The organism is Sphingobium cupriresistens LL01 (assembly GCF_001046645.1).
GTDB classification, from domain to species: domain Bacteria; phylum Pseudomonadota; class Alphaproteobacteria; order Sphingomonadales; family Sphingomonadaceae; genus Sphingobium; species Sphingobium cupriresistens.
Map to the genome: position 1 here is coordinate 538,512 of NZ_KQ130435.1, position 22,566 is coordinate 561,077.

Below are 22,566 nucleotides of genomic sequence, written 5' to 3' on the forward strand. Positions count from 1 at the left end.
CATGGCGGAGCGGATCGGCGCGCTGGTCGCGCGGTTGATGTTCGCCCGCTATCTGCTGGCGAGCGTCGCCGCGCTGGCAAGCGACTTCGCCGCCTTCCTGATATTGGACCATGGCAGCGCGGCGCCGATGATCGCCGCGCTGGGCGGTTATCTGGTCGGACTGGTGGTCCATTGGGTCATCAGCATCCGTTTCGTCTTCGACTTGGCGCGGGGTCCGACGCACGGCCAGCGCATCGGATTCGTGGTCAGCGCGGCTGTAGGCATGGGCATCACCATGGCGCTGGTCGGCGCGCTCAGCGCCCTAGGCCTGCCGCCAGCGCTGGCGAAGCTGCTGTCGGTCCCGGCCAGTTTCCTGACCGTCTATGCGATCCGCAAATATGGCATATTCGCGCGCGCCTGACACCCCGCGCACCGCGCTCTGGGCGCTGCTCGCCTGGCTGCTGTGCAGCATGGCGATGCTCTGGCTGTTCCGGGGCGATTTCTCCATGCTCGCCTTTCGCGATCCCGACGATGCGATGCGCCTGGCGCAGGTGCGCGACTGGATCGGCGGGCAGGGTTTCTGGGACGTCAGCCAGCATCGGGTGAACCCGCCGCTTGGCGGGCCGATGCATTGGTCGCGGATCGTCGATATGCCGATCGCGGGCGTGATCCTGCCGCTGACGCCGATGATAGGCGCGGCGGGCGCGGAACTGATCGCCTGCGCGCTCGTGCCGCTGCTGCTGCTCGGCGGGCTGACCGCTGCGCTGTTCGTAGCGGCGCGGCGCGTGGCGGGCAGCGGCATCGCCCTGCTCGCCGTCGCGCTGCTGCTGACCAGTCCCAGCATCCTGGTGCAGTTCACCCCGCTGCGGATCGATCATCATGGCTGGCAGATCGCCATGGCGACGCTGGCTCTGTGCGGCGCGCTCGACACGCGGTCAGCGCGCGGCGGGATCGTCGCGGGGCTGGCGCTGGCGCTCTGGCTCCAGATTTCGAGCGAGGCGCTGCCCTATGTCGCGCTCTTCGCCGCCGCCTTCGCCCTGCGCCACTGGATGGCGCGGGAGCAGGCGGCGCGCTTCCTCAGCTTTGCGGTCGTGCTGGGCGGGGCCGCGCTCTTGTTCCTCGCTTGGCTGCGCGGACCGCAGGCGTTGTTCGACAGCCGGTGCGACGCCCTGTCTTTCGTTTATCTCTGGCCGCTGGTCGCGCTGGCGTTGACGACGGCGATCGCGGCGCGCCTGATCGGAACGGCGACCGCGGGCCATCGCCTGGCCGTCGCCGCGATCGGCGGTGGAACTGCGCTGGCGACCTTTCTCGTCACCGGCGGGCCGTGCCTGTCCGGCGACCCCTTCGCGGCGCTTGGTCCGATCGCCTACAAGCTCTGGTATCTGCATGTGATGGAAGGGCGACCGATCTGGGAACAGAGCCTGTCGCTGCAAGGGGTGATCCTGCTACCCGCGCTGCTCGGCCTCTATGCCAGCCTGATGGCAGCGCGTGGCGCTTCGGGCGAAGCGCGGATGCGCTGGCTGATGCTGGCGCTGCTGCTCGCCGGGGCGACCATGGTGGCGCTGTTGGTGATGCGGGCGCTGTCGGTCGCTCATGTCTTCGCGCTGCCGGGCATTGCCTGGCTGGTCGCGCGGCTGTTCGCCAGGGCGCAGGCGTCGCGCGCCGCGCTGGTGCGCGTGACCGGATCGGTCGCGCTGGTGCTGCTGACCCCGGCTGGCCTGTGCGCCGCCTGGGTGGCGGCGACGGCCCAGCCCGAACCGGCCAAGGCGGCGAGCGCCAATTGCCGGGCCGCAAGCGTGCTGGCCCCATTGAAGGCGCTCCCGCCCGCGACCCTGTTCGCCCCGCTCGACCTTGGCCCCGACATTCTCGTCCAGACGCGCCATGGCGTTATCGGCACCGCGCATCACCGCAATGCGGCAGGCATTACCGCGGTGATCGAGGGGTTTGTCGACGCGCCGGACAAGGCCCGCGCCGTCATCGCGCAGACCAGCGCCACCTATGTCGTGGCCTGCGACGGGCTGACCGAATATCGGCTCTACGGGCAGGAGAATATGCAAGGCCTCGCCGCCCTGCTGGCCAAGCGATCGCCGCCTGACTGGCTGGAGCCGGTCCCGACCAAAGCCCCGCTCCGCATCTGGCGGATCAGGCGAGACTGAACTTCATCGCCACGCCGTTCATGCAATAGCGCTTGCCGGTCGGCTTTGGCCCATCGTCGAACACATGACCCAGATGACCGCCGCACCGCGCGCAATGGACTTCCGTGCGGGCATAGCCCAGCAGGCCGTCGCGGCTGGTGCCGACCGCCCTGGGCAGCGGCGCATAAAAGCTGGGCCAGCCGGTGCCGCTGTCGAACTTGGTCCTGGAACTGAACAATTTCTGATCGCAGCCAGCGCAGGCGAACACGCCCGCGCGATGTTCATCGTTGAGCGGACTGCTGCCGGGATATTCGGTCGCCTGCTGGCGCAGCACCTTATAGGCCCAAGGGCTGAGCCGCTTCTTCCATTCCGCATCGCTCAATGCGAAGGGGTAGGCCGCCTGCGCTTCTTCGGGCATGAACTGCCACAAAGCCAAAGCCACCGCGCCGCTCGTGAGGCCACCCAGGAAATGCCGTCTGTTCATGGCGCCGGGTCTAGCCATCTCAGCCTGTCGCAGGCCTGAACAGCCGTTTCCACCAGCGCCCGCCCGACTGCATCACATGGCGGCGGAACAGCAGCACGCCGACGCGGATGATGAGCGCGACGAACGCGCCCTGCCAGACCAGCGCCACCAGATGCGGCCAGATCGCCCCGTCCTGCGCCGCACGGGCGATCATGGCGAAGGGCGAACTGAACGGGAAGATGCAGGCCGCAAGTTCCGCCGGCGATCCCATATGATCGACCGCATAGCTGGCGAAGAAGAAGATCAGCATTTGCCCCATGGTGACCGGCATGTTGAGCGTTTGCACCTCGCGCACCGTCGCCGCCTGCGCGCCGATCCCCAGGAACAGAGAGCCGAGCAGCGTATAGGCCATGGCGAAATAGAGCACCGCCAGCATCAGGAACAGCGGCCATCCCACCGCCGGCGTCGGCAGCGCCCCGCCGCCATCATGCAGGGCGACGAAGATCGCGAAGGCCGTCCCGCCCCAAAAGGCGATGCCCACGAAACTCATCGCCAGCATCGCCATCAACTTGCCCAGGAAAATCGCGTCGATCGGCACGGCGGCGGCTAGAATCTCGATGATCTTGTTGGTTTTTTCCTCGACCAGGTTGGACAGGATCATGCCCGCCAGCAAGATGGTGAGAAAGAACATCACCACCTGCGCCACCCGTCCGATCAAAAGCTGCGCCTGCGCCTGCGCGCCCAGGCTGGTGGTCGCTTCCTGTCGCTCCACCGTCACGAATTGCAAGGTCCGTTCGGCCAGCGCCGCGGTGGACAGCAGGCTGATATCGCCCTGCAATGTGTCCAGATCGTTCGCCTTGCCGGTCAGGGTCGGGCGGAGAAGCGTGCCAGACATGATCGCCACCACCTCCGAATCCGGGCGCGCCAATTGTATCCGTGGGCTGGGCGTAGACGCCACGGGGCGCAGCCGGGGCAGCGCCTGGTCGCCCATCCGCTTCGTCAGCCGATCATGCGCCCGCTCCAGCGCCGCGCTGTCGCGCGCGGACATCGCGACGCCCACGACCGGGCGCAGGTCAGTGCTGGAAATCCGGTCGCCAAGGCCGCCGAAAGCGAAACCGATCAGGATCGGCAGCAATGGCCCCAGCAGAAAGAGGATGAAGGTGCGCGACAGCACGACCGCGGTGAAATCCCGCCGGGCGATAACCAGCGCGGCGCGGAGCAATTCCATCATGCGTCCTCCTCCGGCGCCGGCGCATCCTGCATTTGTTTGGCCGCAGCCGCCCCGGCGATCGCGACGAAGGCGTCATGCAGTCCGGGCCGCTCGATCGACAGGCTCTCAATCCCCGCCTGCCCGTCCAGCAAAGCACGCAGCAGCGGCTCTATGCCTTCATCGGGCAGCGCGAAATGCCATGCGCCATCCTCCGCCACCGTATCGGCCGGCAGGGCGCGCCGCCAGCCGCCGTCGCTGACGCGCGTGCGCAGCCGCACCTGAGATCGCAACTGGTCGCGCGCCTGACCCGGCGTCCCTTCGAACCGGATGCGGCCGCCCGCGACGATGGCGATCCGCTCGCACAACCTGTCGGCATGGGCGATGACATGGGTGGAAAAAAGGATGGTGACGCCCTGGCGCGCCTGCTCCCGGATCAGCGCCTCCAGCTTTTCTTGGTTGATCGCGTCCAGCCCGGAAAAGGGCTCGTCCAGCACGATCAGCCGGGGTTCGTGGATGATCGTGCCGAACAATTGCACGGTCTGGGCCATGCCCTTGGACAATTGCCGGATCGGCTTGTCGGCCGACGCGCCCATGCCATGCCCCTCCAGCAACGCCCGCGCCCGCACCCGCCCTTCTTTGAGCGGCAGGCCGCGCAGCGCGCCCATGAAGGCGATCGCCTCAAACGCTTTCATCGACGGATAGAGGCCGCGCTCTTCGGGCAGATAACCCACCTGCCGCGCCATGCGCAGCGGCTGCCCCTCGCCCAGCAGCGTGCGATGCCCCTCATCCGGGTCGATAATGCCCAGCAGGGTGCGCAACAACGTGGTCTTGCCTGCGCCGTTGGGACCAAGCACCCCATAGATGGCGCCCGCAGGCACGGCGATGTCGATCCCGTCGACCGCCCGAAAGCTGCCGAATGTCTTGACAAGCCCATGGCCTTCGACGGCATAGGAAGCCGCCGGGACGGGCGCGGAAGCAGCCGGTGAAACGGGGGATGGAGCCGGAGTGTCGCCGATCATCCCGCCCTGATAGTCTGGACCCATGTCTGTGGAAACCGAAACCTTGGAACAGCGGCTGAAGGAAGAGGCCGCCAGGCTTGGCTTTGCCGCCTGCCGCGTCGCGCCCGCCGACGCTGCGCCGCTTGCCGGGGCGCGACTGCGCCAATGGCTGGACGCGGGCCATCATGGCGACATGCTGTGGATGGAGGAACGGGCGCAGCAGCGCGGATCGCCCAAGGGGCTGTGGCCCCAGGTGCGCAGCGTCATCATGCTGGGGATGAGCTATGCGCCGGGGCGCGATCCGCTTGCGCTGGCCGATGTGCCGGACCGGGCGCGCTTTTCGGTCTATGCCCAGGGCAAGGATTATCATGACGTCGTCAAGAAGGCGCTCAAAGCCCTGGCCCGCTGGCTGGTGGAGCAGCAGCCCAGCAGCCTCAAGGTGTTCGTGGATACAGCGCCCGTGATGGAAAAGCCGCTGGCGCAGGGCGCGGGGCTGGGCTGGCAGGGCAAGCACAGCAACCTCGTCAGCCGCGACCATGGCAGCTGGCTGTTCCTGGGGGCGATCTATACCGAATTGGCGCTGACGCCCGACGACGGCGAAACCGATCATTGCGGCCGCTGCACCGCCTGCCTGAACGCCTGCCCGACCGACGCCTTCCCCTCGCCCTATATGGTCGATGCGCGCCGCTGCATCTCCTATCTGACGATCGAACATAAGGGGCCGATCCCGGATGATTTGCGCGCCGGGATCGGCAACCGCGTCTATGGCTGCGACGATTGCCTGGCGGTGTGTCCGTGGAACAAATTCGCCGACGCGGCCGCTGCGAACCGGGCGTTTGTGGGCCGCGCGGAACTGGCCGCGCCCGAAATCGCCGACCTGCTGGCGCTGGACGATGCGAGTTTCCGCGAGATTTTCTCCGGCTCGCCCATCAAGCGCATCGGACGCAACCGCCTGGTCCGCAACGCCGCGATCGCGGCGGGCAACAGCGGCGACGCGCGCCTGCTGGCGCCGCTGGAGGCGCTGGTGCGCGATGACGACCCGGTGGTGGCGGAAGCGGCGACCTGGGCGATTGGGCGATTGTCGGGCGGAGATGAATCAGTCGGCTGATGACGAGAGGGGCGTGACCGCCAGCGACCACGAGCGGACATTCTCTCCCCTGCCTTTCACGGGAGGGGCTGATGTCTTGTTTCCACGCATATGGTCATGAGAAACAGGCCATCATCTCTTCCCCCTGCGCGTCATCCTTGGCTTCGCGCGAAAAATCCGAATCGTGCGGAGCCGCGGAAAATCCGGTGAAATAAAGCGCAAACATCGCCTCGCCCGCCGGTTGGCCAGCACCGCTGCCGCCTCTCCTATTCCCCTTCCAATGTAGGATTTATTCTGATCTATCCTTGGCGATGGACCCGCACGCCCTTCCCCTGCCGGTCGCTCCAGCGCCGCCGCCAGCCTGTGACCCACATGGGGCGTTCCCGTTGCATGGGCGTGACCCGGCAGGCGCATCGCAGTGTCGTCGGCGATACTTGGCCGGTTCGTTTCGGGCACTATTGCCGCGAAAAAGCGCAGAAACGCGCTTCCAACGATGGTGTGAACTTTGGAGCTGTGACCCTGTCGGTCGCTTCAACGTGCCCGAATCGCCCGGCAGGACAGGCTCAGGCGGCGATCGCTTCCAGCGCTTTCCCTACCGCGGCAATCCCCTCCGGCGCGGCGGCGAAGCCCATATGGGTGCAGTCCACCTCGATCGCCCGGTCGCGCTCGCCCGCGCGGCCTCTGGCACATGCGGGCAGGATCACGCCGTCACGCGGCGACCACAGCGCCACGGTCGGCACCGGCGGCTTGGCTTCGCGGGTGCAGGGGAAGGGCGGCCGGTCGACCGGGAAGCCCGACACCAGTTGGTACAGCCGCCAGGCATGATTGGCGCGGGGATCGCCGGAAAAGGGCGTGCCCATCGTCACCACGCCGCCAACCTTGTGCGCCGCGAACTTGGCATATTCGCGCGCATACAGCCCGCCCAGGCTCCATCCTACCAGCGTTACCGGCGCGCCGCTCTCCCGCCGGATCGCGTCGACCCGCCGGTCGATCTGCTCCAGGCTATCGGGCTTCGGCCCGAAATTGCGGCCCATGCCCCATCCATGGGCGACATAGCCGGCCGCGCCCAGCACCGCGCGCAGCGGCTCCATCCGCTGTTCGGACGCCAGCAGGCCGGGGATCAGCAGCACATGCCGTCCATCGCTCCGCATCCCCTGCGCCAGCATCGCGCTCTGCGCGCGGGTGCGCGCCAGGTCGAACGGCACCGACGCATTGCCCAGCAGATGGGAAAGCGACGGCCGCTCCGCCGCACGCGGCCCTCCGACGATACGGTCTTTCCAGCTATGGACTTTCCAGAAACTGGCGATGGCATCGGCGTAAGGCGGCACGAACAGATGGTCCTCTTTCGAAATCGAAAGATGACATTCCCATGACATGATGGTCCGCGTCCATGCCGTTTATCGATACCGACAAACGGTTCGTCGTTTGTGACAGAGGTTTAAGGCGCGAGCGGCGACATTTGGGTCACGGTCGCGCCTTGTGCGCCGCGCAACTGGCGCGGTTCCAGGATCGCGGCCGTCTCGATCAGGTCCAGCGCGCGCCGCGCCTCCAGATAGCGGCGGGCATATTGCATCCACCGGTCCGCCGCCGCCTTGCCCGGCATCCGCTCCACTTCGCCCAGCGCCGCGCTCACCCGGCCGCCGTCGATATAGCGCAGCGCCCGGTCCATCGCCGCCTGCGGCCGGGGCGATGGGGTCGATGCCTTGCGGATCGTGACGAGTTCACGCGCCTCATGTTCCAGCGCATCCCACCAGCCGGATGCGACCGGCGGCGTGACCACCCGGTCCGCCACTTCGCCCAGTCCGCCGCGCAGGTCAGCGAGCGTGATCGGATCGCGCGCCGCATTGATGACGGCGGCGACGGCGCGCGGCTGCGCCTGGCCGAAGCGCAGCCGCAACTGCCCCTCCACATAGCCGAGCGGCGTCCCGCTATCGAGCGCGCGCCGGGCGGCGAAGGCGACCAGCAGCCCTTCGGCGCGCGCCGCATTGCCCGACGCGGCCTGCGCCTCCACGGTGATGCGATTGAGCCGCTCCTCCAACTGGATGACGCGGGTATCGAGCATCTGCGCCGCATCGGCGGTCAGCGGTCGGACGGTCGCGCGCGCGCCGGTCCCGGTGATCAGTCCCTGCGGTTGGGTCGGGACGGTCGGCTGCGGTTGCGGATCGCCCCAGCGGCGCTGGATTTGCGGCCAGGCCCAGACGGTAAGCGCGACGCCCAGCGCAAAGGCAAGCAGGATCAGGATCAGGAGCGGCAGGATCGTGCGTCGGCGCGGCGGTATCACGGTCGCGTCGCCAACCCCATCCTCGTCGCTCATGCCGGCCCTTTCGTCTGTCATTACGTCCGTCATTCGCACAATCGCGCGGCGAGGGCCAGCATCTCGTCATCGACCGGCCGGGCAGCGGCCTGCCCGCTCGCCCAGCCCGCACCGCACGCCGCGAGCGCCGCCGGGCTGATCGCGACGATATGCAACGCTGCGCGCCCATCCGGCAGAATCCGCGCCGCCAGCCTTTCGCCCGCGCGGGGGGAATGGACCAACAGCACCGATCCGGGCGCCGCATCGGCGACCAGCGCCGGGTCCGGCGGCAGGGCGATCATGCTGTAAACCGCGACCCGCGTCACGTCGATCGCCGCCGCCATCGGCGCGACGGTGGTCCCGCCCAGATGGAGCAACCGCCGATGACCGTCCGCCGCCGCCCGCGACGCGATCGCGCTACCGTCGCCCGCGCCCGCCACGACATCGGCAAAGTCTGCGTCGCGCAGCGCCTGCGCGGTCGCTTCCCCCACGGCATAGGTCGGCAGTCCCCGATAGGCGGTCAGCCCCGGTCCGGCCAGGCGCACGCCATGGGCGCTGGTCAGCAGCAGGGCGTCAAATTGGCTGGCTGGCGGCGGCGTCCACGCGAACGGCCGGGGCGCGAACAGCGGATGCACCCGCACGTCCAGGCCCAGCGCCGCCGCCTTGGCCGCCGTCCTGCCCGCCGCCGGTTCGGGGCGCAGGATGAGAACGCGGTTCACGCCTCGAACAGCGCTCGCAGCGCCGGGCTGGCCCGCTCCAGCAGCGCATGGCCGACCGCCTGCGCCGCCGCGCCGTCGCCACGCGCCAGCCGTGCCTCTTCACGTATCGTTTCCTGCCCGTCGGGGCTGATGATCTCCGCGATCAGGCGCAGGCTTTCGCCCTCGACCCGCGCCAGCGCGGCGATCGGCGAATGGCACGTGCCGCCCAATCCCTTGAGCACCCCGCGTTCGGCCATCACCGCGTCGCAGGTGTCGCGGTCGTTGATCGCCCGCAGCGCGCTCATCATCGCGGCATTGTCGCCCAGCGTCTCGATCCCCACCGCGCCCTGCGATGGCGCGGGCAGCATGACGTCGATGGCGATGGTCGCGCCAACGTCCTGCTGGTTCAGCCGGTCCAGCCCCGCCGCCGCCAGCAGCGTGGCATGGACCTCCCCCGCCGCCAGCTTGGCCAGCCGGGTCGCGACATTGCCGCGGAACAGGGTGATGGTCGCGTCCGGGCGCAGCCGCTTGACCTGCGCGGCGCGGCGCGGCGAGCTGGTGCCGACGATCGGTTTGGCGGGGAGCGCGGCGAAATCATCGGCGCCCACCAGCCGGTCGCGCACGTCCGCGCGCGGCAGCATCGCGGCGATATGGAATGCGTCCGGCCGCAGCGTCTCCACATCCTTCATGCTGTGCACCGCAAAATCGATCTCGCCCTCGACCAGAGCCCGGTCCAGTTCCTTGGTCCATAGCGCCTTGCCGCCGATATCGGCCAGCGCCCGATCCTGTATCCGGTCGCCGCTGGTCTGGACGGTGACGATCGTCACCGCCTCGTCGGGCCAGCCATGGACGGCGCACAGCGCGCGGGCGGTCATATGGGCCTGGGCCAGCGCCAGGGGCGATCCTCTGGTGCCGAGGCGCAACGGTCGATCGGGCAAAAACATATGCAGCTTGCTCTAATGACCACGGGCATTAGATGGAAGCGGCAATGACCATCATTCTTGGCCTGGAATCGAGCTGCGATGAAACCGCGGCGGCGCTGGTGAGCGCCGACGGCCGGATTCTCGCGCATCGCCTCGCCACGCAGGAGGAAGCGCACCGCCCCTATGGCGGCGTGGTGCCGGAAATCGCCGCCCGCGCTCATGTCGAGGCGCTCAGCCCGCTGATCGCCGCGGCGCTCGCCGACGCGAAGCTGACGCTGGCGGACGTGGACGTCATCGCCGCCACCGCCGGGCCGGGCCTGATCGGCGGGGTCATGGTCGGCCTCGTCACGGGCAAGGCGCTGGCCCATGCGGCGGGCAAGCCGCTGATCGCGGTCAATCATCTGGAGGGCCATGCCCTCTCGCCGCGCCTCGCCGATCCGACCTTGCAATTCCCCTATCTGCTGCTGCTGGTGTCGGGCGGCCATTGCCAATTGCTTCATGTGAAGGGGCCGGGCGCCTATGTCCGCCTCGCCACCACCATCGACGATGCGGCCGGCGAAGCCTTCGACAAGACCGCCAAGCTGCTGGGGCTGGGCTATCCTGGCGGCCCTCAGGTGGAAAAGGCGGCGGCGCTGGGTGATCCCAAGGCCGTTCCCCTGCCGCGCCCGTTAATCCACACCGACGAACCGCATTTTTCCTTCGCGGGCCTCAAGAGCGCGGTGATGCGCGCAGTCCAGTCGGGCCAATATTCGACCAAGGATATCGCTGCGAGCTTTCAGCAGGCGGTGATCGATTGTCTGATCGACCGCACCCGTCGCGCGCTGGGGCGAAGCGAGGGCGTCACCGCGCTGGTCGTGGCGGGCGGGGTCGCCGCCAATAGCTCGGTCCGCGCCGCGCTCGAAGCGCTCGCCGCAGCCCACGACCTGCCCTTCGTCGCACCGCCGCTGTGGCTGTGCACCGACAATGCGGCGATGATCGCCTGGGCCGGGGCGGAGCGCTATGCGGTCGGCCTGATCGACGATCTCACCTTCCCCGCCCGGCCGCGCTGGCCGCTCGACCCGGCGGCCGAAAAGGCGCGTGGCGCAGGAGTGAAAGCATGAAGGCAGGAGTCATCGGTGCGGGCGCCTGGGGCACGGCGCTGGCGCAATTGCTGGCCAGCGACGGCCAGCCGGTCGCGCTCTGGGCACTGGAGCCGGATGTAATCGAAGCGATCAATGGGCGGCAGGAGAACCCGCTCTATCTCGCCAATATTCCGCTTTCAGCGTCGATCCGGGCGACGGGCGCCATGACCGACCTCGCGACCTGCGACCTGTTGCTGGTCGTCAGCCCCGCCCAGCATCTGCGCAGCGTCGTCGCCCAGGCCCCGGCCGGCGTGCCGCTTGTTCTCTGCTCCAAGGGGATCGAGGCGGGCACCAGTCTGTTGATGTCGGAGGTCGCGCAGCAGGCGCAGCCGACCTCGCCCATCGCGGTCCTGTCCGGCCCGACCTTCGCCCATGAAGTGGCGAAGGGCTTGCCGACCGCCATCACGCTGGCCTGCGAAGACCGGGCACTGGGCCAGCGCCTCGCCGCCCGCATCGCCCGCCCGTCCTTCCGCCCCTATTTGTCCGACGATGTCATCGGCGCGGAGATTGGCGGCGCGGTCAAGAATGTGCTCGCCATTGCGTGCGGCGTCGCGGAGGGCGCGGGTCTTGGCCTCAACGCCCGCGCCGCGCTCATCAGCCGCGGTTTCGCCGAAATGACCCGCTTCGGCCTGGCGCGCGGCGCGCGCCCCGAAACACTGGGCGGCCTGTCGGGGCTGGGCGATCTTGTCCTCACCTGCTCCTCCACCAATTCGCGCAACTTCTCGCTGGGCAAGGGGCTGGGCGAAGGAGCCAGCGCCGCCGCCCTGCTCGCCAACCGCCGCACCGTGGCGGAAGGGGCCTTCACCGCGCCGGTGCTGCGCGATGCCGCGCGCGCGGCGGGCGTGGAAATGCCGGTGGTGGAGGCGGTATGCGCGCTGCTCGCCGATGTCGCGCCGCTCGGCGCAGTGATCGACGCGCTGCTCGCGCGGCCGCTGCGGCCCGAATAAGCCGTCGCGCTCGCGCCCTATTGCCCGTACAACAGAAATAGAAACATGATGACGCAGGGGGTTCAGGGTTCGTTGGCGACGCCGGTATCGGGGACACAGGCATCCGCATCCAAGGATCAGGATGACATCGCCGCCCTGGCCAAGGGCGGGCGCACCAATATATTCGGCTTTCTGCTGCGGCTCGCCGCGCGGCTGCCCTTCCTGTTCATCGCGGGGCGGTGGTACGGGGCGGATGCGCTCGGCCGGTTCGCCTATGCCGTGCTGGTGGTCGAATTCGTGGCGCAACTGGCCACGCTGGGGTTGAAACGCGGCCTGGCCGGCGCGCTCAGCCAGACCGAACGGCCCCATGCCCATGTCGTGACCGACGCCATGGTCGTCACCTTGTTCGCCGCGCTGGTCGGCGCTGGCCTGCTGGTCGCCTTTCCCCAGGCGATGTTCCCCAATAGCGGCATTAACGGCCTCGACCGGTTGCTGGCGCTGGTCGTGATCGCCGTGGCGGGATCGGACGTGGCGCTGGCGGCCTGCGCCTATCGCTTCGACGTTGGCGCCACCGTGCGCGCGCGCTCGATCATCGAACCCTGGGCAATCAGCATCGGCGCTTTCGCCTTCGCCTTCTATTCGACCCGCGACGGCCTGATCCTCTCCTATGCCCTGTCGATGATCGCGGCGCTGGTCGCTTCGCTGATCCCGATGGCGCGCCATTATGGCCTGCCGCGGGGGTGGCGGCCCGATGGCGGGCGGCTCTGGCGGCTCGCCCGCCGCAACCTGCCGCTTGCAGCGGCCGACGGCGTCGAATGGGGGTCGCGCCGGCTCGACATGGCGATATTGGGCCTGTTCGTCAGCCCGGCGGTGATCGGCATCTATTATGTCGCCCAGCAGGTCGCGTCCTTGCCGCAGAAGCTCAAGACCAGCTTCGACCCCATTCTTGGCCCGGTCATCACCCGCAACCTAGCAGAAAACAACCTGGCCGGCATCGCCCGTCAGGTCAGCCAGGTCGGGTTCTGGATTATCGCGGCGCAGGCGGGCATCGCGCTCGCGCTCGGCATCCCCGGCGAAGCGGTGATGGGGCTTGTCGGCCCGCATTTCGTCGGCGGCACCGGCGCGCTCGCCTTCCTGCTGCTCGCCGAAGTGGTGGCGGCCACGGCGGTCGTCAGCGAATCGGCGCTGGTCTATATCGCCCGGCACCGCAACCTGATGATCTCGCTCGTCATGATCGGCTTGCAGGCGGCTTTCAGCTTCGCGCTGATCCTGTTGGCCCGCAGGATGGCCCTGCCGGTGATGTGGGTGGCCGCCGCGCCCGCGCTCGCGCTCTGCCTGGCGCTGGCGGTCGGCGCTTTCGTCAAAGCGCGGCTGCTCGCCCGGCTGCTCGATGCGCCGATCAATGCCTGGCGCTGGCCGCTGCTGAGCGCCGCGGGCGTCGCCTGCATCGTCGGCGCGGGCTTCGTCGCTCTGCCGCCGCGCCTCGAATGGGTCGAACTGGCGGTCGGCGTTTGGGCGATATTGGGCGCCTATGGCCTCGTCATATGGCGCTGGGGCTTCGGGTCCGACGACCGCGCACTGTTCCGCAAGCAAAAGGCCGAGTGACCCGATAGACAGGCCCGCCTCTCCAATGAGAAGCGGGCCTTGTCCATGTCAGGCGAACAGCGCGTCGCGGATCACGCCCAGATCGGCTTCCGGGCGCGCCCCCCAGTGGGAGATCACTTCGGCCGCCGCGGCCGCGCCCAGCGCCAGCGCATCTTCGACGCTGCGGCCGTCGATATGGGCCGCCAGGAAACCGGCGGCGAACAGGTCGCCCGCCCCGGTGGTGTCAACGATCTGCGCGACCGTCGCGGCCGGCGCTTCGTGGCGCACGCCATCGACCATCGCGACGGCGCCCTTTTCGCTGCGAGTCGACACCAGCACCGGCACCTTGTCGGCGAAGCGGGACAGCGCTTTGTCGAAATCGTCGATCTGGGCGAGCGACTGAATCTCGCCCTCGTTGGAGAAGAGGATGTCGATCATCCCCTGATCGATCAGGTCGATGAAATCGCCGCGATGCCGGTCGATCACGAAATTGTCCGACAGGGTAAAGGCGACCTTGCGCCCTGCGCCGCGCGCCGCGTCGATCGCCGCCCGCATCGCCGCGCGCGGCTGCTCCGGATCCCACAGATAGCCTTCCAGATACAGGATTTTGGCCGACCGGATGAGGTCGAAATCCACTGCCGCTTCCGGCAGGAATTGCGACGCGCCCAAGAAGGTGTTCATCGTCCGCTGAGCGTCCGGGGTCACCAGGATCAGGCAGCGCGCGGTCGGCACTTGTCCGTGCATGACCGGCGTGTCGAAGCGGATGCCCAGAGCATGAATGTCATGGGCGAAGACCGCGCCCAACTGATCGTCGTTCACCTGGCCGATGAAGCCGCATTTTTTCCCCAGCGCGGCAAGGCCCGCCAACGTGTTGGCGGCCGATCCGCCGCTAATTTCCTTCGCCTGCGGCATGTCGGCGTAGAGCGTCTCCGCCATGGCGGCGTCGATCAACTGCATCCCGCCCTTGGTCAGCGCATGTTGCGCCAGGAAGGCGTCTTCGCTGCGCGCGAGCACGTCGACGATGGCGTTGCCGATGGCGACAATGTCGAGCGTGGCGGCCGGGATTTCCTGGGGCGTGGAGGATGCGGTCACGCAATATCCTTATGCAAAAAGGGGATGGGGAAGAAATTGCGCTGTCTCTACCGGCCAGTTCGCCCCCATGCAACCTGCGCCCGCGTGCAAGCGCAGTCCGTGCAACCGCGCCGATTGACCTTGCGCCCGTGCGGGCGGATAGACAGGACCATGGTCCTGACCGCCGCCCTGCGCGCCTTTCCTTCCCTCTTCCATGGCGCGGCGCTGCGCCTGCTGTTCAAGACGCTGGTGCTGACGCTGCTGATCTTCGCAGGATCGGCCGGGGCGCTATGGGCCGGGTTTCATGCGCTGCGGCTGCATTTCGGCTGGGGCGGCGGCGGCATCGCCGAAGCGACCGCCACGGCGCTGCTGATGGTGGGCGCGGGCTGGCTGCTGTTCCGCGCGGTGGCGATGGCGGTGATGGGCCTGTTCGCCGACGACATTATCGAAGCGGTGGAGCGGGATAGTTACCCCCAGGCGGCGCTCGCCGCCCGGCCGGTGGGCTGGGCGCGCAGCCTGCGCTTCGCGTTCGCCTCGCTGGCGCGCACGCTGGGCTGGAACCTTCTGGCGCTGCCCGCCTATATCCTGTTGCTGGTGACAGGAGTGGGGACGATCGGGCTGTTCCTGATGGTCAACGCCTATCTGCTGGGTCGCGACATGGCCGACATGGTGGAAACGCGTCATCCCGCCCTCCAGCCGCTGTCGCGCGGCAGCCGGTGGCTTTTGGGGCTCGTTTCGGCGCTTGCGTTCCTGATCCCGCTGGTCAACCTGCTTGCGCCGATCTGGAGCGCGGCTATGGCCGTGCATATGTTGCTTGGGCGAAAGACATCCGCATGAATTTCCGACCTTTTATGACGGCATTGTGCCTGCCGCTGGCCGCCTGCGGTGGCGGCGTCGTGCCCAGGGGCAATTATGCCCCGCCGCCGGCCGGCCCGCCGGCCAGCGCCTTCATGAAGCAGGGGCCGCTAATGGGGTCGGACGCGCGCGCGCTGACGCAGATGTTCGGCCAGCCCCGGCTCGACATTCGCGAAACCACGGTGCGCAAACTGCAGTTCGCCAATGGCCGCTGCATACTCGACGCCTATCTCTATGCGCCCGCACGGGGCAAGGAACCGGTGGTCACCCATGTCGATGCGCGCAGCCCGGTGGGCGCAGATGTCGATCCGGCGGCGTGCGCAAGCGCGCTGCAGGGGAAATAGCGAGCCACACAGGGTCACAGGCGCGAAGTTCACACCATCGATGAGCTTTTCCGGGCAATAGCGGCGGCAAAGCCCTGGCCATATAGCGGCAGAGTAAGGGACGGGTCACGCCGGGGTCAAACCGACGCGCCTGTAGGGTCACGGCGAAGCGCTCGCCGCGCGACGTCGCCGCCGGAGAGAAGAGGAGGGATGCGCCAAGCCTCTCATCGGGACGTTTGCAAGAGCGAGGTAAGCGAGAGGCTGATGCGGGACAGCGCGCTTGCGGCATCTCCCCTCTCATCATGCCTGGCTTGACCCGGCATTTCGCCATTTTTCCGAAGCGCCCCAAGCGCAGCGGTATCTCTACCTAAGCCTGTCCTGAGCCAATCGACGTAGCCGGGATGACGAAAAATGTCATCCCGGCCCCCCCCCCTCAGGATCGCAGGCGCGTCAAGGCCTCTTCCCGGCCGATCAGCGGGAGAAACTGGCCCATGTCGGGACCGTGATCCAGCCCGGTCAGCGCGCGGCGGAGGGGGAGGAAGAGGGTCTTGCCCTTGCGGCCGGTCGCATCCTTCAGCGCCCCCGTCAGCGTGCGCCAGATGTCGGCGTCGAAGGCGGCGTTCGACAGGATGCCGTGAGCGGCGGCGAGGAAATCATGGTCTTCCTCCGCTGGCGCGGGCGCGTCTATCGGACCGGTGACGATGCGCCACCAGTCGGCCGCGTCGGCAACCGTTTCCAGATTGGGGCGGATGGCGGTCCAGGCGGCTTCGTCCATGCCCTGGGGCAGGCGATCGGCGACAGCCTCAAAGGGAAGGAGATGGACGATTTTCTGGTTGAGGGTCGCCAGTTCGGCTTCATCGAAGCGCGCGGGGGCGCGGCCGAAATGGGCGAAGTCGAAACTGTCGATCAACGGCTGGATATCCGCGAAGGGTTCGATGGGCTGCGAACTGCCGAGGCGAGCGAGCAGCGAGGCCACGCTCATGGCTTCGAGGCCGATCTCGCGGAAATGGGCGACGCCGAGCGAACCGAGGCGCTTGGACAGCTTGCCTTCGCTGCCGGTCAGCAGCGCTTCATGGGCGAAGGCGGGGAGTGGCGCGCCCAAGGCAGTGAACATCTGAATCTGGGTCGCGGTGTTGGAGACATGATCCTCGCCGCGCAGGACATGGGTGACGCCCATGGCGACGTCGTCGATCACCGAGGGGAGCATGTAGAGCCAGGAGCCGTCGGCGCGGCGGATCACCGGATCCGACAGCAATTTCGGGTCGAAGCGCTGGTCGCCGCGGATGAGGTCGGTCCAGACGATCGGCTGCTCATGGTCCAGCTTGAAGCGCCAATGGGGGGGGCGGCCTTCGGCTTCATAAGCGGCGATCTGATCGGGGGTCAGCGACAGGGCGGCGCGGTCATAGACCGGCGGCAGGCCGCGGCCGAGCAGGATCTTGCGGCGCAGGTCGAGTTCCTGGGCGGTTTCATAGGCGGGATAGACATGGCCCGATGCTTTCAGCGCTTCGAACCGGGATTCGTAGAGGGCGAAACGGTCCGACTGTTTTTCCTCGCCGTCCCAATGGAGGCCGAGCCAATGGAGGTCCGCCTTGATGCCGTCCGCATATTCGGGGCGCGAGCGTTCGAGATCGGTATCGTCGAGGCGCAGCAGGAATTGCCCGCCGCTCTTGCGCGCCCACAGCCAGTTGTGGAGCGCGGCGCGGATATTGCCGACGTGGAGGTGGCCGGTCGGCGACGGGGCGAAGCGGGTGATGACGGTCATGATTGGTCCTAAACCCGTTCGGTTCGCGCGTAGCATAGTCACTTCGCTTCGCTCAGTGCAGGGCTTCGCCTTCGCTCGGCCCGAACGGCCTGTGTGTTGCCTATATCGTGCGAAAGCCGTTGGTGATCGGGTAGCGGCGGTCGCGGCCGAAATTGCGGATGCCCAGTTTGACGCCGGGGGGCGATTGGCGGCGCTTATATTCGGCGATGTAGAGGAGGCGCTCGATCCGGGCGACGGTGTCCTTCTCGAAACCGCGCTCGACCAGTTGATCGACCGACAATTCCTCCTCGACGAGTCCGTAGAGGATCGGATCAAGAATCTCATAGGGCGGCAGGCTGTCGTCATCGCGCTGATTGTCGCGCAGTTCGGCGCTGGGCGGCTTGGTGATGACCCGTTCGGGCATCACCGGACCTTCCGGCCCGATGCCAAGACCGAGCGACGGGACATTTTCGTTGCGCCAGCGGCACAGGTCGAAAACGGTCGTCTTATAGGCGTCCTTCAGCACCGAATAGCCGCCCGCCATGTCGCCATAGATGGTGGCATAGCCGACCGACATCTCGCTCTTGTTGCCGGTGGTCAGCAGCATATGGCCATATTTGTTGGACAGGGCCATCAAGGTCACGCCGCGAATGCGCGACTGGATATTCTCTTCGGTCAGGTCGCGCTGGCGACCCTCGAAGACGGGCGCCAGCATCGTGTCGAAGGCGGCGACGGCGGGTTCGATGGGAATGGTGTCGTAGCGGACGCCCAGCAGGCGGGCGCATTCCACCGCATCGTCCAGACTGTCCTGGCTGGTGAAGCGCGAGGGCATCATCACGCACCAGACCCGGTCGGGACCGAGCGCATCGACCGCGACGGCGGCGGACAAGGCGGAATCGATGCCCCCCGAAAGCCCCAGCACCACGCCGGGGAAGCGGTTGCGGTTCACATAGTCGCGCAGGCCAAGGACCATGGCGTTGTAGATGTCGGCCGGGCGCGGATCGAGGTCATGCTGCTCGCCGGGCAGGCAGACCCACTGGCCGTCCCATTTCTCCCATTGCGTCAGCACCAGCGCCTCTTCCCAATCGGGCAGTTGCTGGGCGATGCCAAGGTCTCCGTTCATGACGAAGGACGCGCCGTCGAACACCAGTTCGTCCTGTCCGCCGACGCGGTTGAGATAGACGAGCGGCAGGCCGGTTTCGCGGACGCGGGTGCCGGCGACGGCGTTCAGGCGGCGATCGTCCTTGTCCACCTCATAGGGACTGCCATTGGGGCTGATGAGGATTTCCGCGCCTTCGCTGCGCAGATGCGCGGTGACGAAGGGGAACCAGATATCCTCGCAGATCGGCACGCCGATCTTGACGCCCTTGAAATCGATCGGCGCGGGCAGCGGTCCGGGGGCGAACAGGCGCTTTTCATCGAAGGTGCCGTAATTGGGCAGTTCGCGCTTTTGCCGGATCGCGGTGACAGCGCCGTTTTCCAGCAGGGCGACGACGTTGAAGAGGACGCCCTGCGCCGCAACGACGGTGCCGACCAGCATCGCCGGGCCGCCATCGGCGGTTTCCTGCGCCAGCCGGTCGAGCTGATAATTGGCCTGGGTGACCAAGGCGGGCTTCAAGACCAGATCTTCGGGCGGATAGCCGATCAGTTGCAGTTCGGGATAGACGATAAGGTCGGCGCCCGTCGCCCGCGCGCGCCATTCCAGCATGGCGTCGGCATTGGCCGCAAGGTCGCCCACGGACTGGGTCATCTGCGCGAGCGCGATCACGAGTTTGTCGGTCATGTCCGCGCCCTAGTCCATTTTTGGGGCTGGCGCAAAAGCGCCTTTCCACATTGGACATGCCCGGCTAAAGGGACCGCGTTTCGCGCATCGTCATCCATTCGTCACGCCAATCAGCCTGGGGTTTTTCGCCATGAAACTCATGACCGGCAATTCCAATAAGCCGCTCGCGGCCGCTATCGCCGACTATATCGAAATCCCCCTGACCGACGTCAGCGTCCGTCGTTTCGCCGACGAAGAAGTTTTCGTGGAAATTCATGAGAATGTCCGCGGCGAAGACGTGTTCGTGATCCAATCGACGGCCTATCCGACCAACGACAATCTGATGGAATTGCTGATCATGATCGATGCGCTGAAACGCGCTTCGGCCAAGCGAATCACCGCCGTCGTCCCCTATTTCGGCTATGCCCGGCAGGACCGCAAGCCCGGCCCGCGCACGCCGATCAGCGCCAAGCTGGTCGCCAACCTCATCACCACCGCCGGCGCCGACCGCGTCTTGTCGGTCGACCTGCACGCCGGGCAGATTCAGGGCTTTTTCGACATTCCGACCGACAATCTGTTCGGCGCGCCGGTGATGTCGGCCGACATCCAGGCGCGCTTCGGCGACAAGAATATCATGGTCGTGTCCCCCGACGTGGGCGGCGTGGTGCGCGCCCGCGCGCTGGCCAAGCGGCTCGACAACGCCCCGCTCGCCATCGTCGACAAGCGCCGCGAGCGCGCCGGCGAATCCGAAGTGATGAACATCATCGGCGATGTGTCAGGCCGTTTCTGCATCCTGATCGACGATATCGTCGATTCGGCTGGCACGCTGTGCAACGCCGCCGCGGCTTTGAAAGCGCAGGGCGCAGAGGGCGTGATCGCCTATGTCAGCCATGGCGTGCTGTCGGGCGGCGCAGTCGCACGCGTCGATGCGTCGGAACTGCTGGAACTGGTCATCACCGATTCGATCCAGGGCACCGAGGCGGTGAACACGTCCCAGCGCATACGCCACTTGCCCATCGCCCCGCTGCTGGGCGAGGCGATCAAGCGGATCGCGGACGAGAGTTCGGTTTCCAGCCTGTTCGACTGAAAGGAGAATGGGCTGGAGAACGATCCGGGGGATCGTTCGACCGAAACTCCGTCGGTGTCCAGCCTGTTCGAATGAGGATGGTCAGGCCGCCGGGAGCATCACCAGCGGCACCGTCAGGATCATGACCAGCGCGATGACGATGCGCTGGCCGCGCGAAATGCCCAGCGGCTTTTCGCGCCAGAGCATCGGGCAGGCGAGCAGCGCAAAGCCGATCGCCAGATTGGACAACGCCACCGAGCCGCCGACCGGCATATCCTGCCGCAAGGCGAGGCCCCCAAACAGGCCGACGAAACTCAGGAACCAGCCGATCAGCGCCATGCGCCCCCCTTTGACGATGAAGGATAGAACGGTCGGGTTGCCGAAGGCTTAATCGGAGATGGGCGCCCAGGGATCGTAGCTGCCGAAGCTCCAGACATTGCCCTCCGGGTCGAGCGCGGTGTAGCCGCGGCCGGGATAGCCGTCATTGGCCTGCGGTTCCTGCACCACCACCGCGCCTTCGTTGCGGGCGTGGAGGCAATGGCCGTCAGGATCGGGCACGACGATATAGACGCAGGCGGTGATGCCGCCCAGGTCGCGCGCCGTGGACCAGGTATAGAGCGATTCGCCCTCCATATCCCTGACGCTGCCTAACATCACCATGCCGCCGCCGAGCACCAGCTGGGCGTGGTGGATAATGGTCGGGTCGGCATCGTCGGGATAGACGGCGTGGCGCGCAAAACCGAAGGCGGCGCACAGGAAATCGATGGCGGCGGGGGCGTTGGCATAGCGCAGGCATGGAATGACGGGCGAACCGGGCATTTTCCTCTCCTTCTCTTGCGCCGTTCAGTCTAGCGCAACGGCGACGCAACCGCTAGGCGAAGGGCATGACAACCCGCGACGACCTGGCCCTTGCCAACCGCCTTGCCGACGCCGCTGCGGCTGCGATCCGCCCCTTTTTCCGCGCCCGTTACGACATGGAGTTTAAAGCGGACAAATCGCCGGTGACGGAGGCCGACCGCGCCGCCGAGGCCGCGATCCGCGCGATCCTGGAAAAGGAACGGCCGGGTGACGGCATCATCGGCGAGGAATATGGATCGGTCCGCGAAGATGCCGAGCGGGTATGGATCCTCGATCCGATCGACGGGACGCGCAGCTTCATTGCGGGGCGGCCGATATTCGGCACGCTGATCGCGCTGACGCAGGATGGATGGCCGACCATCGGCATCATCGACCAGCCGATCGCGCGCGAGCGCTGGGCCGGGATGAGCGGGCAGCCCACGACATTCAACGGCAAGCCGGTGCGCACCCGCGCGTGCAAGGCGCTGGAGGGCGCAGGCATCGCCACCACCAGCCCGCATCTGTTCGGCGAGGGCGACGTGCCCCATTATATGGCGCTGGTCGCCGCCGTGTCGGGCGGGTCGCCGCGGCAAGGACCGGTCTATGGCGGTGACTGCTATAATTATGGCCTGTTGGCGTCGGGATTCCTGGATATCGTCATCGAATCGGGCCTGCAAAGCTATGACTTCGCCGCTCTGGTGCCAGTGGTCGAGGGCGCGGGCGGGCTGATGTGCGACTGGCACGGCGAGCCGTTGACGGCGGACAGCGAAGGCCATGTGCTGGCGCTGGGCGATCCGGCGCGGCTGGAGGATGTGCTGGAGGCGCTAGTGGTCCGATTCTGACATTTGCTACCCTATCCGATGGGGCGTGCTCAAATGTCAGAATCTTTACGGACCACTAGCAATCTTTTGATTCTAGTGGATTTTGCGATTTTGACATTTGCAGACCCCGCCCAACCGCCAAGGGATGCAAATGTCAAAATCAATCCACTAGGCAGCGCGCCGGACAACCATCATCACCCGGATCACTGATCGCGCAGCGTCAATCCTTCACCGGGCCGCCAATCGACCAGATATGGCCGAACGGATCGACCAACTGGCCGTAGCGCGCGCCCCAATATTGATTATCGAGGGGAAAGCGGATGCTGGCCCCGGCATTGACCGCGCGGCGCCACCATAGGTCGGCATCATCGACCTCCAGATGGAGGGTGACGGCGGCGGGCGGCGGCATCGGTTCGCCATTGGCCATCTCATGAAAATGGTCGTTCAGCATTAAGGCACCGTCGTTGATGCTGAGATGGGCATGCATGAGCCGTTGGCCGTCGTCGGCCAGATGCCGGCTCTGTTCAGTGGCGCCGAAGGCTTTGGCGTAGAAGGCGATCGCTTCGCCCGCACGGCCATCGGCGATGGTGAGATGCGGGGTGACCCCCGGCATGACGAATGGCGTGTCGCTCATGGCCCTCTCCTCCTTCGAGTCGTTACGGGCACAGGATAG

The 22,566-nt window shown here is 67.1% G+C and carries 23 protein-coding genes; 10 read left to right on the top strand and 13 right to left on the bottom strand.

Features of this window, described 5'->3' with window-relative positions:
- Nucleotide 1 precedes the first annotated feature (1 nt).
- Both V473_RS15700 and V473_RS15705 read left to right on the top strand, forming a co-directional pair.
- Complete coding sequence (locus V473_RS15700; protein ID WP_066606944.1) at nucleotides 2-400, top strand: GtrA family protein; 399 nt, start codon at nucleotides 2-4, stop codon at nucleotides 398-400.
- Nucleotides 378-2,135 (top strand): hypothetical protein, encoded by a 1,758-nt coding sequence (locus V473_RS15705; RefSeq protein WP_066606947.1) that lies wholly within the window; start codon nucleotides 378-380, stop codon nucleotides 2,133-2,135. Before V473_RS15700 ends, V473_RS15705 begins: the two co-directional genes overlap by 23 nt.
- On the opposite strand, the gene msrB is transcribed toward V473_RS15705, so the two are convergent.
- The 3 genes from msrB to V473_RS15720 are packed head-to-tail and all read right to left on the bottom strand — an operon-like array spanning nucleotide 2,122 to nucleotide 4,806.
- Entirely contained in the window at nucleotides 2,122-2,598 is a 477-nt protein-coding gene (gene msrB / locus V473_RS15710) for a peptide-methionine (R)-S-oxide reductase MsrB (RefSeq protein WP_066606950.1), read from the bottom strand. The genes V473_RS15705 and msrB overlap by 14 nt on opposite strands.
- Before the next feature lie 19 nt (nucleotides 2,599-2,617).
- The gene (locus V473_RS15715; RefSeq protein ID WP_066606952.1) at nucleotides 2,618-3,808 is read right to left on the bottom strand and encodes an ABC transporter permease; all 1,191 of its coding nucleotides are present in this window, start codon (nucleotides 3,806-3,808) and stop codon (nucleotides 2,618-2,620) included.
- Complete coding sequence (locus V473_RS15720; protein ID WP_066607508.1) at nucleotides 3,805-4,806, bottom strand: ABC transporter ATP-binding protein; 1,002 nt, start codon at nucleotides 4,804-4,806, stop codon at nucleotides 3,805-3,807. Before V473_RS15720 ends, V473_RS15715 begins: the two co-directional genes overlap by 4 nt.
- Nucleotides 4,807-4,828: 22 nt before the next feature.
- On the opposite strand from V473_RS15720, the gene queG reads away from it, so the two are divergent.
- Nucleotides 4,829-5,893, top strand: a complete 1,065-nt coding sequence (gene queG / locus V473_RS15725) for a tRNA epoxyqueuosine(34) reductase QueG (protein ID WP_066606954.1) — start codon at nucleotides 4,829-4,831, stop codon at nucleotides 5,891-5,893.
- A gap of 542 nt (nucleotides 5,894-6,435) precedes the next feature.
- Here the strand turns inward: queG and V473_RS15730 are convergent.
- From V473_RS15730 to hemC, 4 genes are all read right to left on the bottom strand, one after another.
- Entirely contained in the window at nucleotides 6,436-7,200 is a 765-nt protein-coding gene (locus tag V473_RS15730) for an esterase/lipase family protein (protein WP_066607510.1), read from the bottom strand.
- 110 nt (nucleotides 7,201-7,310) lie between these two features.
- A complete protein-coding gene (locus V473_RS15735; protein ID WP_244884445.1) occupies nucleotides 7,311-8,207 on the bottom strand; it encodes an MICOS complex subunit MIC60 in 897 nt (298 codons plus the stop codon).
- Nucleotides 8,208-8,215: 8 nt separating this feature from the next.
- Entirely contained in the window at nucleotides 8,216-8,884 is a 669-nt protein-coding gene (locus V473_RS15740; protein WP_066606955.1) for a uroporphyrinogen-III synthase, read from the bottom strand.
- A complete protein-coding gene (hemC, locus tag V473_RS15745) occupies nucleotides 8,881-9,807 on the bottom strand; it encodes a hydroxymethylbilane synthase (RefSeq protein ID WP_066606956.1) in 927 nt (308 codons plus the stop codon). Before hemC ends, V473_RS15740 begins: the two co-directional genes overlap by 4 nt.
- A 44-nt stretch (nucleotides 9,808-9,851) precedes the next feature.
- On the opposite strand from hemC, the gene tsaD reads away from it, so the two are divergent.
- From tsaD to V473_RS15760, 3 genes are read left to right on the top strand one after another with little or no spacing between them, the layout of a single operon-like run.
- On the top strand, nucleotides 9,852-10,886 hold the full coding sequence (gene tsaD / locus V473_RS15750) for a tRNA (adenosine(37)-N6)-threonylcarbamoyltransferase complex transferase subunit TsaD (RefSeq protein WP_066607515.1): 1,035 nt from the start codon (nucleotides 9,852-9,854) through the stop codon (nucleotides 10,884-10,886).
- Nucleotides 10,883-11,854 (top strand): NAD(P)H-dependent glycerol-3-phosphate dehydrogenase, encoded by a 972-nt coding sequence (locus V473_RS15755; protein ID WP_066606958.1) that lies wholly within the window; start codon nucleotides 10,883-10,885, stop codon nucleotides 11,852-11,854. Before tsaD ends, V473_RS15755 begins: the two co-directional genes overlap by 4 nt.
- Nucleotides 11,855-11,899: 45 nt before the next feature.
- Nucleotides 11,900-13,438, top strand: coding sequence for a lipopolysaccharide biosynthesis protein (locus V473_RS15760; RefSeq protein ID WP_242495920.1), 1,539 nt, complete (start codon nucleotides 11,900-11,902; stop codon nucleotides 13,436-13,438).
- A gap of 48 nt (nucleotides 13,439-13,486) precedes the next feature.
- Here V473_RS15760 and V473_RS15765 read toward each other — a convergent pair whose 3' ends face one another.
- Nucleotides 13,487-14,509, bottom strand: a complete 1,023-nt coding sequence (locus V473_RS15765) for an adenosine kinase (RefSeq protein ID WP_066606960.1) — start codon at nucleotides 14,507-14,509, stop codon at nucleotides 13,487-13,489.
- 150 nt (nucleotides 14,510-14,659) lie between these two features.
- On the opposite strand from V473_RS15765, the gene V473_RS15770 reads away from it, so the two are divergent.
- Nucleotides 14,660-15,325, top strand: a complete 666-nt coding sequence (locus V473_RS15770; protein ID WP_066606962.1) for an EI24 domain-containing protein — start codon at nucleotides 14,660-14,662, stop codon at nucleotides 15,323-15,325.
- On the top strand, nucleotides 15,322-15,687 hold the full coding sequence (locus V473_RS15775; protein ID WP_066606965.1) for a hypothetical protein: 366 nt from the start codon (nucleotides 15,322-15,324) through the stop codon (nucleotides 15,685-15,687). The genes V473_RS15770 and V473_RS15775 overlap by 4 nt, the downstream gene beginning before the upstream one ends.
- 412 nt (nucleotides 15,688-16,099) lie before the next feature.
- Here V473_RS15775 and gltX read toward each other — a convergent pair whose 3' ends face one another.
- On the bottom strand, nucleotides 16,100-17,428 hold the full coding sequence (gltX, locus tag V473_RS15780; RefSeq protein ID WP_066606967.1) for a glutamate--tRNA ligase: 1,329 nt from the start codon (nucleotides 17,426-17,428) through the stop codon (nucleotides 16,100-16,102).
- A 100-nt stretch (nucleotides 17,429-17,528) separates the two neighbouring features.
- Entirely contained in the window at nucleotides 17,529-19,190 is a 1,662-nt protein-coding gene (locus V473_RS15785; RefSeq protein ID WP_066606969.1) for an NAD+ synthase, read from the bottom strand.
- A 130-nt stretch (nucleotides 19,191-19,320) separates the two neighbouring features.
- Here V473_RS15785 and V473_RS15790 point away from each other — a divergent pair, with 130 nt between their 5' ends.
- Complete coding sequence (locus tag V473_RS15790) at nucleotides 19,321-20,256, top strand: ribose-phosphate pyrophosphokinase (protein WP_066606973.1); 936 nt, start codon at nucleotides 19,321-19,323, stop codon at nucleotides 20,254-20,256.
- An 81-nt stretch (nucleotides 20,257-20,337) separates the two neighbouring features.
- Here V473_RS15790 and V473_RS15795 read toward each other — a convergent pair whose 3' ends face one another.
- Nucleotides 20,338-20,574 carry a hypothetical protein gene (locus tag V473_RS15795; protein ID WP_066606974.1) on the bottom strand — a complete coding sequence of 79 codons (237 nt, stop codon included), beginning with the start codon at nucleotides 20,572-20,574 and terminating at the stop codon, nucleotides 20,338-20,340.
- Nucleotides 20,575-20,622: 48 nt separating this feature from the next.
- Complete coding sequence (locus tag V473_RS15800) at nucleotides 20,623-21,054, bottom strand: VOC family protein (protein WP_066606976.1); 432 nt, start codon at nucleotides 21,052-21,054, stop codon at nucleotides 20,623-20,625.
- 65 nt (nucleotides 21,055-21,119) lie between these two features.
- On the opposite strand from V473_RS15800, the gene V473_RS15805 reads away from it, so the two are divergent.
- Nucleotides 21,120-21,914, top strand: coding sequence for an inositol monophosphatase family protein (locus V473_RS15805; protein WP_066606979.1), 795 nt, complete (start codon nucleotides 21,120-21,122; stop codon nucleotides 21,912-21,914).
- Between the two features lie 199 nt (nucleotides 21,915-22,113).
- Here the strand turns inward: V473_RS15805 and V473_RS15810 are convergent, their stop codons facing one another.
- On the bottom strand, nucleotides 22,114-22,527 hold the full coding sequence (locus V473_RS15810) for a VOC family protein (RefSeq protein ID WP_066606982.1): 414 nt from the start codon (nucleotides 22,525-22,527) through the stop codon (nucleotides 22,114-22,116).
- Nucleotides 22,528-22,566 lie beyond the last annotated feature (39 nt).

Coding starts and splice junctions, on each gene's coding strand:
- V473_RS15700 (WP_066606944.1), top strand. CDS start 2: ATGGCGGAGCGGATCGGCGCGCTGGTCGCGCGGTTGATGTTCGCCCGC.
- V473_RS15705 (WP_066606947.1), top strand. CDS start 378: ATGGCATATTCGCGCGCGCCTGACACCCCGCGCACCGCGCTCTGGGCG.
- msrB (WP_066606950.1), bottom strand. CDS start 2,598: ATGAACAGACGGCATTTCCTGGGTGGCCTCACGAGCGGCGCGGTGGCT.
- V473_RS15715 (WP_066606952.1), bottom strand. CDS start 3,808: ATGATGGAATTGCTCCGCGCCGCGCTGGTTATCGCCCGGCGGGATTTC.
- V473_RS15720 (WP_066607508.1), bottom strand. CDS start 4,806: ATGATCGGCGACACTCCGGCTCCATCCCCCGTTTCACCGGCTGCTTCC.
- queG (WP_066606954.1), top strand. CDS start 4,829: ATGTCTGTGGAAACCGAAACCTTGGAACAGCGGCTGAAGGAAGAGGCC.
- V473_RS15735 (WP_244884445.1), bottom strand. CDS start 8,207: ATGACAGACGAAAGGGCCGGCATGAGCGACGAGGATGGGGTTGGCGAC.
- hemC (WP_066606956.1), bottom strand. CDS start 9,807: ATGTTTTTGCCCGATCGACCGTTGCGCCTCGGCACCAGAGGATCGCCC.
- tsaD (WP_066607515.1), top strand. CDS start 9,852: ATGACCATCATTCTTGGCCTGGAATCGAGCTGCGATGAAACCGCGGCG.
- V473_RS15755 (WP_066606958.1), top strand. CDS start 10,883: ATGAAGGCAGGAGTCATCGGTGCGGGCGCCTGGGGCACGGCGCTGGCG.
- V473_RS15760 (WP_242495920.1), top strand. CDS start 11,900: ATGATGACGCAGGGGGTTCAGGGTTCGTTGGCGACGCCGGTATCGGGG.
- V473_RS15770 (WP_066606962.1), top strand. CDS start 14,660: ATGGTCCTGACCGCCGCCCTGCGCGCCTTTCCTTCCCTCTTCCATGGC.
- V473_RS15775 (WP_066606965.1), top strand. CDS start 15,322: ATGAATTTCCGACCTTTTATGACGGCATTGTGCCTGCCGCTGGCCGCC.
- gltX (WP_066606967.1), bottom strand. CDS start 17,428: ATGACCGTCATCACCCGCTTCGCCCCGTCGCCGACCGGCCACCTCCAC.
- V473_RS15785 (WP_066606969.1), bottom strand. CDS start 19,190: ATGACCGACAAACTCGTGATCGCGCTCGCGCAGATGACCCAGTCCGTG.
- V473_RS15790 (WP_066606973.1), top strand. CDS start 19,321: ATGAAACTCATGACCGGCAATTCCAATAAGCCGCTCGCGGCCGCTATC.
- V473_RS15795 (WP_066606974.1), bottom strand. CDS start 20,574: ATGGCGCTGATCGGCTGGTTCCTGAGTTTCGTCGGCCTGTTTGGGGGC.
- V473_RS15800 (WP_066606976.1), bottom strand. CDS start 21,054: ATGCCCGGTTCGCCCGTCATTCCATGCCTGCGCTATGCCAACGCCCCC.
- V473_RS15805 (WP_066606979.1), top strand. CDS start 21,120: ATGACAACCCGCGACGACCTGGCCCTTGCCAACCGCCTTGCCGACGCC.
- V473_RS15810 (WP_066606982.1), bottom strand. CDS start 22,527: ATGAGCGACACGCCATTCGTCATGCCGGGGGTCACCCCGCATCTCACC.